The organism is Pseudomonas sp. CROZ-RG-20F-R04-15, from assembly GCF_022662375.1.
In the GTDB taxonomy this organism is placed as follows: Bacteria; Pseudomonadota; Gammaproteobacteria; order Pseudomonadales; family Pseudomonadaceae; genus Aquipseudomonas.
This window is the reverse complement of sequence record NZ_JAKNQL010000001.1, coordinates 606976-620563: the sequence shown is the minus strand read 5'-3', so window position 1 is coordinate 620563 and position 13588 is coordinate 606976. Positions and strand designations below refer to the sequence as shown.

The window sequence follows — 13588 nt, the reverse complement described above, 5'->3', positions numbered from 1 at the left end:
ATCAGGCAACCGGAGCCGGTGGCGGCTCGTCCGGAAGGGTCGGTTCGCCCGGCTCGGTCGGTTGTTCGTTGGGCGTATCGGGATCGGGCTGTCCGGGAATTCCGCCAGCCATGCTCAGCGACGGATGCGCCAACAATGACCAGGCCAATACGCCAACCTGATTGGGCTCAAGCCTTGCCAGTTCGGCAGTGATTTGCGGATCGATCTTCATGGGGCACTCCTCGGCGAAGGCCCGTTTTGCCGAAAGCAAAAACGGGCAGTACACCCCATAGAGTGTCTGCCCGCCAAAGAATTCCCGCGATCTGTCGGATGGACCGATCAGGTGCGCGGCAAGGTCACACCACGCTGGCCCTGGTACTTGCCGCCGCGATCCTTGTAAGACACTTCACATTCCTCGTCGGATTCGAGGAAGAGCATCTGCGCCACGCCTTCGTTGGCGTAGATCTTCGCCGGCAGGTTGGTGGTGTTGGAGAATTCCAGTGTCACGTGGCCTTCCCACTCAGGCTCGAGCGGCGTCACGTTAACAATGATGCCGCAACGCGCGTAGGTGCTTTTGCCCAGGCAGATGGTCAAGACATTGCGCGGAATGCGGAAGTATTCAACGGTGCTGGCCAGCGCGAACGAGTTCGGCGGAATGATGCAGACGTCGCTGTGGACGTCGACAAAGCTGCCCGGATCGAAGTTTTTCGGGTCGACGATCGACGAGTTGATGTTAGTGAACACCTTGAAGTGATTGGTGCAACGCACATCGTAGCCGTAGCTCGACACACCGTAGGAGATCACACGGTTGTCGTCGCTGCCGCGCATCTGGCGCTCGACGAACGGTTCGATCATGCCGTGTTCCTGCGCCATGCGGCGAATCCACTTGTCCGATTTGATGCTCATGGCGGGTGTCCTGAATAGCGAGGTGGAAAAATTCTGTCCGGCATCTTACCGGGCGCGCCGCCGGGTTCAAAGTGCGGCCTGCAATTCTCGCCGATCCCCCATCATTTGCGCGCTCTGGCGACGAACCGTCACACCGCCGATCCCGAAAACAGAGAAACCTTCGCAAGAAGCATTGGCACTTCTCGGAAACTGGGTTAAGGTGGCGTCACTGTGTTGCTTGTGTCACTGAGAATCTCTACACGATATGTTGAATTTCGATCCAACCATCTACAAGAATTTTTCCTGCTCTTTGCACTCAGTCTCGGCCAGGGATCTTCCTGAGTCGCAGTTATCTTTGTTCAAGGAGTTACACCATGTCTAATCGCCAAACCGGTACCGTTAAGTGGTTCAACGATGAAAAAGGCTTCGGCTTCATCACTCCACAATCCGGTGACGACCTGTTCGTTCACTTCAAAGCTATCCAATCCGACGGCTTCAAAAGCCTGAAAGAAGGCCAACAGGTTTCTTTCATCGCTACCCGCGGTCAGAAAGGCATGCAAGCTGAAGAAGTACAAGTTATCTAACTTGTAGCTTCTTTAGAAAAGAGCCCCGCCCTTAAAAGCGGGGCTTTTTTGTGGGCGTCTGTTTTGTACAGGCACAAAAAAACGCAGCCCGAAGGCTGCGTTTTTTATGAAAGGTTTACCAGGCCACGCCAAACCCCGCGGTGTAACGGGTCTTGTTCAGATCGGCATCGTTGGTGCCACTGATGATGTCACGCTCGGCCTTGAGGTTAAGCGAGGCCCAGTCGGTGACCTTGTAACGCAGGCCCATTTCCGCATCCAGCGCGTAGTTGGCCACATCCGACAGCGGCTTGCCGATTTCACCATTGGTGAAGAACTCGACTTTCTTGCCGATCAGGTAACGGTTGTAATCCCACTTCATCGCGACGGAATAGAAGTTGTCTTTGCTACCGTCGCGATACTCGTAATCGGTGCGGTTGAACAGCGAGCCGAGCGAGAACGCGCCCAACTCGTCATCCCAGAACTGGTAGCCAGGACCGGTACCGACCACGCGCTGACGCGCCAGCTCTTCGATGTGATCGCGCTTGTAGTTCAGACGGCCCTGCCAGAACCACTTATCGGTCAGGAAGCGGTCGAGTGCGTATTCGGCGCGCCAGTTGTCGGTGGTGGTCTCGTCGTCCTGCACTTCGCGGTTGTATTCACCCTCGGCGGTATGACGCCAGCGGCCATGCCGTGCCGTGGTCTTGAAGCCGACATCGTAGTCATCGGTGTCCTTCTCCGCGCGCTGATAGTCCAGCGCCAGGTCGACATTGCCCTTCCACACCAGATCCTCGACCACCGGTTTCGGTTTGAGAATCTGCTGAATGCTCGCCAGCTCGACGGTTTTCGGCGCCTCACCGTTGGCCAGGGTGACCTTGCCATCTTCGGCGGCCGTCAGCGATTTGGAGACTTCACCGGTGTAGGCATCCTGCTTGACCAGCAAGTGCTGATCGCTGTCGAGCGTCTTCACCTCTTTCCAGTCAATCGTCACCGCACCGGCGTATTTGGTCTGAATCAACAGCTTGCCGCCATCGAACACGGTGATGGTACCGCTCAACTTGTCACCGTTCTTCAACCAGACGGTGTCGGCAAGCAGGGGCGTGGACGCACTGAAGACAGCAAGGCACAGCAAGGATCTGGACAACATAAGCGAATCGAAGGCTCAAGTTTGCGAAAAAGGTCGGCATTATCCGTAGGAATAAGACCCTGACAAGGACTGACCGGACTATTTCTGATGAGTTCATTTCTCAACTGGCTGATCACCGATTACTCTGAAAGCCATCAAACTGTTCATGCTCAGGAACCGTGTACGTGAAAGACCCGCTCGACAGTGTTGAAAACGATGCGCAAATCCGACGCACGGCGCTCTACTCGACGCTCGCCCAAGTGCCCGAAGGCAAAGTCGTCAGCTATGGTCAGTTAGCTGAACTGGCCGGGTTGGGGCGCGCCGCCCGCTGGGTCGGCCGCACCTTGAGTCAGTTGCCCGGTGATACCAGGCTGCCCTGGCACCGTGTACTGGGTGCCGGCGGTCGGATCAGCCTGCCGGTGGGCAGCCCGTCGGGCGATGAACAACGGGCACGATTGCGCATGGAAGGCATCACCGTCCTGAACAATCGTGTGGATATTCAGCGCCATGGCTGGCGTCCGGTAGAGCACAGCGGTTAGAGTGCGCGCTTTGTTTTCGCAATCTTGAGGCAGACTTCAGCCCATGCCCCGTAAAACCTGGCGCGCCGCGCTAGCCGCTTATGCCAGTCCTTCGACGCTCGTGCTGTTGTTGCTCGGTTTCGCCGCCGGCCTGCCGTACATGCTGGTGTTTTCAACGCTTTCCGTCTGGCTGCGTGAAGCCGGCGTGGCCCGTGAAACCATTGGCTATGCCAGCCTGATCGGCCTGGCCTATGCGTTCAAATGGGTCTGGTCGCCCCTGCTCGACCAATGGCGCCTGCCGTTGCTGGGCAAGCTTGGCCGACGCCGCTCCTGGCTGGTGCTCTCGCAAACCTTGGTGATTCTTGGGCTGATCGGCATGGGTTTCTGTGATCCGCAGAAGCATCTGTCCTGGTTGATCGCCATTGCCGTTGTCGTCGCCTTTGCCTCCGCCACTCAAGACATTGCGGTGGATGCCTATCGCCTGGAAATCGCCGAAGACAATCGCCAGGCCGCCCTCGCCGCCAGTTATATGTCGGGTTACCGCGTGGCGGCACTGCTCGCGACCGCCGGGGCGTTGTTCTTCGCGGAGGGCTTCGGCTCCACTGGCTTCAACTATCAACATTCGGCCTGGGCCGGCACTTACGCACTGTTCGGTGCCTTGATGGTGCCCGCGCTGCTGACCACGCTGTTCATGCGTGAGCCGCCTGTGCCGCTACGTACTCAGTTGCAGGCCGGGCGTTACACCTTCATGCACCAACTGATGTCGGTATTTGTGCTGATCGTTTTGCTGGTCTCCGTCCCGGCGATGTTCACCCAGTTGTACAACACCGATTTCGCCGGCGTGCTGTTCGGCGGCATGAGTCCGCTCGACCTGCTGCTCGAAGACCGCGCCTTTCTGCGCGCCATTCTCTACACGTTGCTGACTGGCCTGTGCCTGTCGACCATGGGCCGTCGCGGCCTGGCGCCGGTGCTGACGCCGGTCAACGACTTTATTCTGCGTTATCGCTGGCAGGCGTTTCTGTTATTGGGTCTGATTGCCACCTATCGGATGTCGGACACGGTGATGGGCGTCATGGCCAACGTGTTCTATATCGACCAGGGTTTCACCAAGGATCAGATTGCCAGTGTCAGCAAGATTTTCGGCCTGATCATGACGCTGGTTGGCGCCGGCATGGGCGGTCTGCTGATCGTGCGTTTCGGCATTTTGCCGATTCTGTTCATCGGCGGCGTTGCTTCCGCGGCCACCAACCTGCTGTTCGTCATGCTCGCCGACATGGGCCCGAACCTGCAGATGCTGGTGGTGACCATTTCCCTCGACAACTTCAGCTCGGGCCTGGCGACGTCAGCCTTCGTTGCCTACCTGTCGAGCCTGACCAACCTGAAGTTCTCTGCCACGCAGTACGCCTTGCTCAGCTCGATCATGCTGCTGTTGCCGCGTCTGATGGGCGGCTATTCCGGGGTCATGGTGGAAAAGTTCGGTTATCACAGTTTCTTCCTGATCACCGCCCTGCTCGGTGTGCCGACACTGGTGCTGATCGCCCTGCACTGGTTTCAGGAAAGCCGCCGCGAAGGTCCGACGCCAACGCCCGAGCCTGTGCCGACACCGGTCACAGAAGAATCGTAAGAGATTTCGGCAACGGCGGGAGGAATCCCGCCGTCGTGCCTGCCCACTGACCTCACGCCTGTACGTCGGCAAAACTCGCCGGTACACTGCGGAGTCATTTCCAGTCATAGCAACCGACAACGGCCAACCATGCGCACCAGTCAATTTTTGCTCGCCACACAGAAAGAAACGCCTTCCGACGCGGTCGTGATCAGCCACCAGCTGATGCTGCGCGCCGGCATGATCCGCAAACTCGCCTCAGGCCTGTACACCTGGCTGCCCATGGGCCTGCGAGTCATGCGCAAGGTTGAAGCCATCGTTCGCGAAGAGATGAACGCCGCCGGCTCTCTGGAAGTGTTGATGCCGAGCACCCAACCGGCCGAGCTGTGGCAGGAATCGGGGCGCTGGGAAGAATACGGCCCTGAGCTGCTGCGCATCAAAGACCGCCATGGTCGTGATTTCTGCGCGGGCCCGACCCACGAAGAAGTGATCACCGATCTGATGCGCAACGAGTTGAGCAGCTACAAGCAGCTGCCGATCAACCTGTACCAGATCCAGACCAAATTCCGCGACGAAATCCGCCCACGCTTCGGTTTGATGCGCGGCCGCGAATTCATCATGAAAGACGCGTACTCGTTCCACGCTGATCAAGCCTCGCTGCAGGTCACCTACGACCGCATGCACCAGGCCTACTGCAACGTGTTCACCCGTCTGGGCCTGAAATTCCGTCCGGTGGAAGCCGACAACGGTTCGATCGGCGGCGCCGGCTCCCACGAATTCCACGTGCTGGCCGAGTCCGGTGAAGACGATATCGTCTTCAGCAACGGTTCCGATTACGCAGCGAACATCGAAAAAGCCGAAGCCGTGCCACGCGAAACGTCGCGTGCCGCTGCGACCGAGGAGCTGCGTCTGGTCGACACACCAGACACCAAAACCATCGCGGCCCTGGTGGAAAAATTCAATCTGCCGATTGAAAAGACCATCAAGACCCTGATCGTGCGCGCCGAAGAAGAAGGCAAGCTGATCGCGCTGGTCATCCGTGGCGACCACGAACTCAACGAAATCAAGGCTGCCCAGCAACCAGGCGTGGCCAACCCGCTGGTCATGGCCACCGACGCTGAACTGCGTGACGCCATCGGCGCTGGCGCAGGCTCGCTCGGCCCGCTGAACCTGCCGCTGCCAATCATCATCGACCGCTCGGTCGAGCTGATGAGCGATTTCGGTATCGGCGCGAACATTGATGACAAACACTACTTCGGCGTGAACTGGGAGCGTGATCTGCCAGTTCCAACCGTCGCAGACCTGCGTAACGTGGTCGCCGGTGATCCAAGCCCGGACGGCAAAGGCACGCTGGAAATCAAGCGCGGCATCGAAGTCGGGCACATCTTCCAGCTGGGCAACAAGTACAGCAAGGCGATGAAGTGCGAAGTGCTGGGCGAGAACGGCAAGCCAGTGACCCTGGAAATGGGTTGCTACGGCATCGGCGTATCCCGCGTGGTGGCTGCAGCCATCGAACAGAACAACGACGAAAACGGCATCATCTGGAGCGACACCCTGGCGCCGTTCCAGATCGCTCTGGTGCCGCTGCGTTATGAAACCGAGCAGGTGCGCGAAGCCACCGACAAGCTGTACGCCGAACTGACAGCGGCCGGCTTCGAAGTGCTGCTGGACGATCGCGACAAGAAAACCAGCCCGGGCATCAAGTTCGCGGACATGGAGCTGATCGGCATTCCACACCGGATCGTGGTTAGCGACCGCGGCCTCGCCGAAGGCAACCTGGAATACAAGAGTCGTACCGAAGGCGAAGCGCAAGCATTGCCGGTGGCTGACGTATTGTCCTTCCTGCAGGCCCGTATCCGCCGCTGAAACCAGATAGAGACGTCATGTTCAAGCGAAACACCTTAGGCCTCGGAGGCACCGCCCTGTGCGGTGCCCTGCTGGTCAGCGGCTGTGCCAATCACATGTCACAACGCAGCGAGCACGAAGAGCGGGTCGAGCGAAAATTGCTCGACCATAGCCTGCAGATTGATGTCGGTGAGCCTAAGGAGCTTGAGCTGCCGCAGCGACGCGTGAAGATCAACGAACAGAAGACTTTTGAAGTCACCGAGTTCGAAGTGACGCGTCGCTACGATCGCTACACGCCTTACCAGCCTTGGCGGGAGATCTACGAGATTCCGCTGGGCGCGGTAGCCGTGGTCGGCGGCGTCGGCGCCAACGTGGTCAATGTGTTCGCCCTCGGCAGCCTGCCGGACAGCATCACCAAGGACTGGCTGAGCTACGGTTTTGCCGGGCTCAACCCGTTCATGAACGTACAGTCCAACGGTCGTGCACAACAGAACCTCGCCGGCATCGATGAAGTCCAGCGCGACAAGCGCACGGAGTATTCGAGCCTGCCGTGGAGCGAGCGGCCGGTGCAGGTCAAGGCTGGCAAACAGACCTTCGACATGACCACCGATCGCAACGGCGTGCTGCGCCTGAATCTGCTCGACAGTCCGTTTGCCGAAAATGACCTCAATCACGTCGGCAAACTGCAGATCAGCGTCGAAGACGCCAAGGATGACGTGCACTCCGACTCATCGCTGATGATCAGCAGTCATTTGCGTGGCAAGTTGCTGGAAGCGCACGGGCTGATTTACGACGATCTGGAAGACGACGAAGTGAGCCAGTGGGTACACCGGGTCAAACGTCTGTCGGAGCTGGGTCTGGAAGAAGAAGCCAGCGAACTGGAACAAAGCCTGATCGAACTGACGCGCAACGATCCTGAGTTGCAGACTGAGTTTCTCAAGTCTTTGACCAAGGATGCCGGGCGCTTGGTGGCGGATCCGGGACCGAATTAAAGCCAATCGCGAGCACGCTCACTCCTACATTGGAACGCATTTCAATGTGGGAGCGAGCCTGCTCGCGAAGAGACCCTGACAAACACCGCAAATCTAACGCTCAAACAACTCCATCTGCTCAAACCCGCCGCGCAAATCCTCCAGCCTGACCCCAACCCCCAACAACCGCACTGGTTTGCCGCCGCGATTGAACGCCTGCGTCAGCATCAACTGATAACTGCCCAGATCCCGCCCCGCCCCGGCCTGCTCCAGCGTCGTCTGGGTAAAATCGTGAAACTTCACTTTGACGAACGGCTTGCCCGGTCGATAACTGCTGTCGATCCGTGCCATGCGGGTTTTCAGGGTTTTCAGTAATTCGGGCAGCTTATCCAGGCAACTGCGCAAGTCCGGCAGATCCACGTCGTAGGTGTTTTCCACGCTGATCGACTGACGCCGACTGTCGTTGTGCACCAAACGATCATCGATCCCACGCGCCAGACTCCAAAGTCGCTCGCCAAAACTGCCGAACTCGCGCACCAGCGCCAGCTTGTCCCACTCGCGCAAGTGCTGGCAGTCGACGATCCCCAGCTTGCCGAGCTTGTCGGCGGTGACCTTGCCGACACCGTGCAGTTTGCTTACCGGCAAATCGCTGACAAAGTCCTCGACCTGATCAGGCGTGATCACAAACAAACCGTTGGGCTTCTTCCAGTCGCTGGCGATTTTGGCCAGAAACTTGTTTGGCGCCACGCCAGCGGAAACGGTGATGTGCAACTGATTGGAGACCCGGCGACGAATATCTTGGGCAATGCGTGTAGCGCTGCCGCCAAAATGCGCGCTGTCGGAGACATCCAGATAGGCCTCATCCAGCGATAGCGGCTCGATCAGGTCGGTGTAATCGGCAAAGATCGTGTGAATTTCTTTCGAGGCTTCGCGATAGGCATCCATGCGTGGCTTGACGATGGTCAGGTCCGGGCACAGCTTCAAAGCATGCCCCGACGCCATTGCCGAACGTACACCGTACGCTCGCGCCTCATAATTGCAGGTAGCAATTACCCCGCGCCGGTCCGCCGAGCCACCCACCGCCAACGGCTTGCCGGCCAGACGCGGGTCATCGCGCATCTCGATGGCGGCGTAGAAACAGTCGCAGTCAATGTGGATGATTTTTCGCTGAGTCATGTCAGAAAAGGAAACGTGGCGAACCGGATGGGCAGTATCTCACTGACACCTGTATATAGCACCAGTGGTATGAATCTTCTTTTCTGTATGTAGGAAAGGGCCTTTGAATTTATTTTCTCAATCGACAAACGACCTCCAATAGAGCTGAAATCCTTGCCCTGCCTGCCCTGCGCCCTGAAAAACACCCGAGAAAAAGCGCTAACCGATTGAACCTCAACAGATTTTATCCAGATTGAAGGTTGACACCCCGGCGTTCCTCTGTAGAATGCCGACACACAGACGCGGGATGGAGCAGTCTGGTAGCTCGTCGGGCTCATAACCCGAAGGTCGTCGGTTCAAATCCGGCTCCCGCAACCAAACATCAAAAAAGGCTACTCGAAAGAGTGGCCTTTTTTGTGCGCGTCTGTTTTGTCGATTGCCTCTTCTTATAGAGAAGCGATCGCCAAACAGGAATTCGTTGCATTTCCGAAACTTATCGCTCGACCTGCGACCGTTTGACGCGATTGCACACTTATTTGACCCTTTACGGGATTAGCGGTTGACACCCCGTCGTTCGTCTGTAGAATGCCGCCACACAGACGCGGGATGGAGCAGTCTGGTAGCTCGTCGGGCTCATAACCCGAAGGTCGTCGGTTCAAATCCGGCTCCCGCAACCAAACATCAAAAAAGGCTACTCGAAAGAGTGGCCTTTTTTGTATCTGTTGAAAAAGTCCTTTCGCAACAATGATCTGTCACTGTGCAGTGAACCGCTTGGGATCTTCAGAAGTCCTCACTTGCGACTATGCTTAAGTCGCAGGCAAGACGTCTGCAATCCAGGAACTGCCCTCGCCGATACCCGGCGAGAGGCGTAGTATTTTGTGATTATTTTTTTCTACAGGGATTGGTAACTTGGCTGGATACCTCCATCCTGTCGCGCACAATCCAAGAGGTGATTGATGCGCGCCAACTCGTCTGATCCACAAGACACCGTCACAGCGGAACATCCGATCAAACCCGAGCGTTTGCGCTTGCTGGATCGGTTGAGCAAATACCGGCAACCGATTGGTCTGGCGGTCACTTTGCTGTTGTTCGCGATTGCGCTGATTGCCTGTCGTCATCTGCTTGCCGAACTCGATCTCGATGCTTTGCACGATTCGATTCTCGACGTACCGAAACCTGCCCTGCTCGGCGCCTTCGGCGCGACCGTGGTCGGCTTCATTATTCTGCTCGGCTACGAATGGTCGGCCAGCCGCTATGCCGGTGTGACACTGCCACCGCGCACATTGGCGCTGGGCGGCTTCACGGCGTTTGCGATCGGCAATGCCATCGGCCTGTCGCTGCTGTCCGGCGGTTCGGTGCGTTACCGTTTATATGCGCGTTTGGGTCTGGGGGCGTCGGAAGTCGCGCACATGACCTTGTTCGCCAGTCTGTCGCTGGGTTGCGCCCTGCCGCCGCTGGCAGCGCTCGCGACGCTGAGTGACCTGCCTGCGGCCTCTCAGGCGCTGGGTTTGTCCGAAGGCCTGCTCGGCACCGTCGCCGCTGTTGTGCTGGCGCTTGGCGCAGTACTGGCTATCGGCATCTATCGTCGGCGCCTGCCGGAACAACCGTTGCGCGACAACCTGCTGGTCAGGGTTGGCCGCCGCACGTTGCGCTTGCCGGGGCGTCGCCTGACGTTCTTGCAACTGATCATTACCGCCCTCGACGTTGCGGCTGCCGCCACTGTCCTTTATCTGTTGCTGCCAGAGGCGCCACCGTTTGGTGCGTTCCTGCTGGTGTACCTGCTGGCATTGGCTGCCGGCGTACTCAGTCATGTACCCGGTGGCGTTGGTGTATTCGAAGCGATCCTGTTGGCCGCTTTCGCCGACACGCTCGGTGCCGCACCACTGGCAGCGGCGCTGCTGCTGTATCGCCTGATCTATGTGGTGCTGCCGCTGCTGGTCGCCTGCGTATTCCTGCTGATCAACGAAGGTCAGCGTCTGTTCCAGACTCAAACCATGCGCGCAGCCTCCGGTCTGGCGGCACCGATTCTGGCAGTGCTGGTGTTCTTGTCTGGCGTGGTGCTGCTGTTTTCCGGGGCGACTCCGGAAATCGATACGCGCCTGGAACACATCGGCTTTCTGATCCCGCATCGTCTGGTCGACGCCTCGCACTTCGGCGCCAGCCTGATCGGCGTGCTCTGTCTGATGCTCGCTCAGGGTCTGCGTCGTCGCCTGTCGGCGGCGTGGATGCTCACCACCATTCTGCTGCTGGTCGGCGCCCTGCTCTCACTGCTTAAAGGCTTCGACTGGGAAGAGGCGACGCTGATGACACTGACGGCTGCGCTGCTCGGTGTGTTCCGTCGCTCGTTCTATCGCCCGAGCCGCCTGACCGAACTGCCCTTCTCCCCCCTGTATCTGGTGGCCAGCCTCTGTGTGCTGGGCGCTTCGACGTGGCTGCTGCTGTTCGCTTATCAGGACGTGCCGTACAGCCATCAACTGTGGTGGCAGTTCACCCTTGATGCTGACGCGCCACGTGGCCTGCGCTCGCTGCTCGGCGCCGCCGTGCTGTTGCTGGTGATCGCGCTGACCTGGCTGCTGCGCACCGCGCGCCCGGTCATTCACCTTCCGACGCCTGACGAACTCGATCGCGCGGCAAAGATCCTGATGGCCTCGTCACAACCCGACGGTGGCCTCGCGCTGACCGGAGACAAGGCGTTGCTGTTTCACCAGAACGACGAAGCGTTCCTGATGTACGCACGCCGTGGCCGCAGCCTCGTGGCGCTGTACGACCCGATCGGCCCCGGCCAGCAACGCGCCGAGATGATCTGGCAGTTCCGTGACCTCTGTGACATTCACCACGCCCGCCCGGTGTTCTACCAGGTGCGCGCGGAGAACCTGCCGTACTACATGGACATCGGCCTGACCGCGATCAAATTGGGCGAAGAAGCCCGGGTCGACCTGCACCGCTTTGACCTGGAAGCCAAGGGCAAAGAGATGAAGGATCTGCGTTACACCTGGAACCGTGGCACCCGCGATGGCTTGTCGCTGGAGATTCACGAGCCGGGTCAGGCGCCGATGGATGAGCTGAAAGTGATTTCCGATGCGTGGCTGACCGGCAAGAACGTGCGTGAGAAAGGCTTCTCCCTCGGCCGTTTCAGCGACGAATACCTGAAGCATTTCCGCATCGCGGTGATTCGCTTCGAAGGGCGCCCGGTGGCGTTCGCCAACCTGCTCGAGACTTACAGCCATGACCTGGCCAGTCTCGACCTGATGCGCGCGCACCCGGACGCCCCCAAGCTGACCATGGAATTCATGATGGTCGGCCTGATTCAACACTATAAGAGTCACGGATACGCGCGTTTCAGCCTGGGCATGGTGCCGTTGTCGGGGTTGCAACCCCGGCGTGGTGCACCGCTGACCCAGCGTCTGGGCTCGATGGTTTTCCGCCGTGGTGAGCAGCTGTACAACTTCCAAGGCTTGCGCCGCTTCAAAGACAAGTTCCAGCCTGACTGGGAACCCCGTTATATGGCCGTGCCCGCCGGACTCGATCCGCTGGTGGCGCTGGCCGACACTGCTGCCCTGATCGCGGGCGGCTTGACTGGATTGGTGAAACGCTGATGATTCAACGCTCCCTGAAGTACATCCTGGCCGCACTGATCGTGCTGGCCGTGATTGCCGGCGGCGGTTACTGGTACCTGAAACGCCCGGCACCGGAACCGACCGTCGAACAGCTGACCCCGGCCGATGGCGCCGCCATGACCCGCGTCATTCCTGGCACCAAGCCAAAGGCGCAGGTGCTGGTAGCCGTCAACGACGACCAGAAACTCAGTGAAAAACAACTGACCACCCTGAGCCGCAGCGCTTCGGCGCAGATCGTTCAGGTGATTCTGCCGAAAGACTGCCTGCTGCAAAGCCGCGCCCTGCAATCGGGTCTGCGTGAACTGAATGGCCCGGCCACGCTGGTCAGCGGCATCGGCCCAGGCGCTGTGCTGGCCTGGCGCTGGTTATCGGAGCAGAAAGACGACAAGGCCCAAGCCATCTCCGTGGATCTGGCCCTGGAAAAAGGTGGCTGCACCCACCTGCTGCCGAAATCCGCCGCCCACGGCCACTGGCTGGCAGCGTGGAACGACAACCCGGACGACGCCAGCGCAGGTTTCGTGCGCGATCAACCGAACGCCGAAACCAGCATCAGCGACTACGACATCAACCTGCCGCAAGTGCTGAACAACGAGCTGCGCAAGATCCTCGTCGGCGGCGACAAGGCCAACGGCGGTCTGGCGATCCCAGTGGTTGAAGTGCCGGCCGGCCAGGCGAAAGACACCGTGACCCTGTTCCTCTCCGGTGACGGCGGCTGGCGCGACCTCGACCGCGACGTGGCCGGTGAAATGGCCAAGATTGGCTACCCGGTGGTCGGCATCGACACCCTGCGCTACTACTGGCAGCACAAGAGCCCGGAGCAAAGCGCACTGGACCTGACCGAGCTGATGCAACACTACCGGCAGAAATGGGGTACCAAACGCTTCATCCTCACCGGTTATTCGTTCGGTGCTGACGTATTGCCAGCGATCTACAACCGCCTGCCAGACACCGAGCAGCAACGCGTCGACGCAATCATCCTGCTGGCCTTCGCCCGCACCGGCAGCTTCGAAATCGAAGTTGAGGGCTGGCTGGGCAACGCCGGCAAAGAAGCCGCCACCGGCCCGGAAATGGCCAAGCTGCCACCGGCCAAAGTTGTGTGCATCTACGGTGAAGAAGAGGCGGATGAAAGTGGCTGCACGGACAAGACTGCTGTTGGCGAAGCCGTGAAACTGCCTGGAGGCCACCACTTCGACGAGAATTACCCGGCGCTGGCCAAGCGCTTGGTGGATTTGATCGAGAAGCGCCAGAGCAAGGACTCGGTCGCCGAAGAGTGATCTGAAACGCCCCACCAAAAAAAAGCCCCCGCAACTTCGCAGTTGCGGGGGCTTT

Annotated in this window: 11 protein-coding genes and 2 tRNA genes; 9 read left to right on the top strand and 4 right to left on the bottom strand. The window is 59.1% G+C overall.

Features of this window, described 5'->3' with window-relative positions:
• Position 1: 1 nt before the first annotated feature.
• Both L8H52_RS02765 and dcd read right to left on the bottom strand, forming a co-directional pair.
• Complete coding sequence (locus tag L8H52_RS02765; RefSeq protein ID WP_127926082.1) at positions 2–211, bottom strand: hypothetical protein; 210 nt, start codon at positions 209–211, stop codon at positions 2–4.
• A gap of 107 nt (positions 212–318) precedes the next feature.
• On the bottom strand, positions 319–885 hold the full coding sequence (gene dcd, locus L8H52_RS02760) for a dCTP deaminase (RefSeq protein ID WP_242204783.1): 567 nt from the start codon (positions 883–885) through the stop codon (positions 319–321).
• A gap of 353 nt (positions 886–1238) precedes the next feature.
• Between dcd and L8H52_RS02755 the strand changes: the two genes are divergently transcribed.
• Complete coding sequence (locus tag L8H52_RS02755) at positions 1239–1448, top strand: cold-shock protein (RefSeq protein ID WP_002554837.1); 210 nt, start codon at positions 1239–1241, stop codon at positions 1446–1448.
• 115 nt (positions 1449–1563) lie between these two features.
• Here the strand turns inward: L8H52_RS02755 and L8H52_RS02750 are convergent, their stop codons facing one another.
• A complete protein-coding gene (locus L8H52_RS02750) occupies positions 1564–2571 on the bottom strand; it encodes a DUF481 domain-containing protein (RefSeq protein WP_242204785.1) in 1008 nt (335 codons plus the stop codon).
• Positions 2572–2735: 164 nt separating this feature from the next.
• On the opposite strand from L8H52_RS02750, the gene L8H52_RS02745 reads away from it, so the two are divergent.
• The 4 genes from L8H52_RS02745 to L8H52_RS02730 all read left to right on the top strand — a co-directional run bounded on the left by L8H52_RS02745 (position 2736) and on the right by L8H52_RS02730 (position 7508).
• On the top strand, positions 2736–3089 hold the full coding sequence (locus L8H52_RS02745) for an MGMT family protein (RefSeq protein WP_034154953.1): 354 nt from the start codon (positions 2736–2738) through the stop codon (positions 3087–3089).
• A gap of 43 nt (positions 3090–3132) precedes the next feature.
• Positions 3133–4692, top strand: coding sequence for an AmpG family muropeptide MFS transporter (locus L8H52_RS02740; RefSeq protein WP_242204787.1), 1560 nt, complete (start codon positions 3133–3135; stop codon positions 4690–4692).
• 129 nt (positions 4693–4821) lie between these two features.
• Entirely contained in the window at positions 4822–6537 is a 1716-nt protein-coding gene (locus tag L8H52_RS02735; RefSeq protein WP_242204788.1) for a proline--tRNA ligase, read from the top strand.
• Between the two features lie 17 nt (positions 6538–6554).
• Positions 6555–7508: a hypothetical protein gene (locus tag L8H52_RS02730; protein ID WP_242204789.1), complete on the top strand. Its 954-nt coding sequence runs from the start codon at positions 6555–6557 to the stop codon at positions 7506–7508.
• A gap of 93 nt (positions 7509–7601) precedes the next feature.
• Here L8H52_RS02730 and dinB read toward each other — a convergent pair whose 3' ends face one another.
• Positions 7602–8663, bottom strand: a complete 1062-nt coding sequence (gene dinB / locus L8H52_RS02725; RefSeq protein ID WP_242204791.1) for a DNA polymerase IV — start codon at positions 8661–8663, stop codon at positions 7602–7604.
• Positions 8664–8943: 280 nt separating this feature from the next.
• On the opposite strand from dinB, the gene L8H52_RS02720 reads away from it, so the two are divergent.
• The 4 genes from L8H52_RS02720 (at position 8944) to L8H52_RS02705 (ending at position 13533) form a co-directional block, all read left to right on the top strand.
• Positions 8944–9020, top strand: a tRNA-Met gene (locus L8H52_RS02720).
• 222 nt (positions 9021–9242) lie between these two features.
• Positions 9243–9319: transfer RNA gene (locus L8H52_RS02715), tRNA-Met, on the top strand.
• 279 nt (positions 9320–9598) lie between these two features.
• Positions 9599–12238 carry a bifunctional lysylphosphatidylglycerol flippase/synthetase MprF gene (gene mprF / locus L8H52_RS02710; protein WP_242204793.1) on the top strand — a complete coding sequence of 880 codons (2640 nt, stop codon included), beginning with the start codon at positions 9599–9601 and terminating at the stop codon, positions 12236–12238.
• On the top strand, positions 12238–13533 hold the full coding sequence (locus L8H52_RS02705; RefSeq protein ID WP_242204795.1) for an AcvB/VirJ family lysyl-phosphatidylglycerol hydrolase: 1296 nt from the start codon (positions 12238–12240) through the stop codon (positions 13531–13533). The genes mprF and L8H52_RS02705 overlap by 1 nt, the downstream gene beginning before the upstream one ends.
• The last annotated feature ends 55 nt before the right edge of the window (positions 13534–13588 follow it).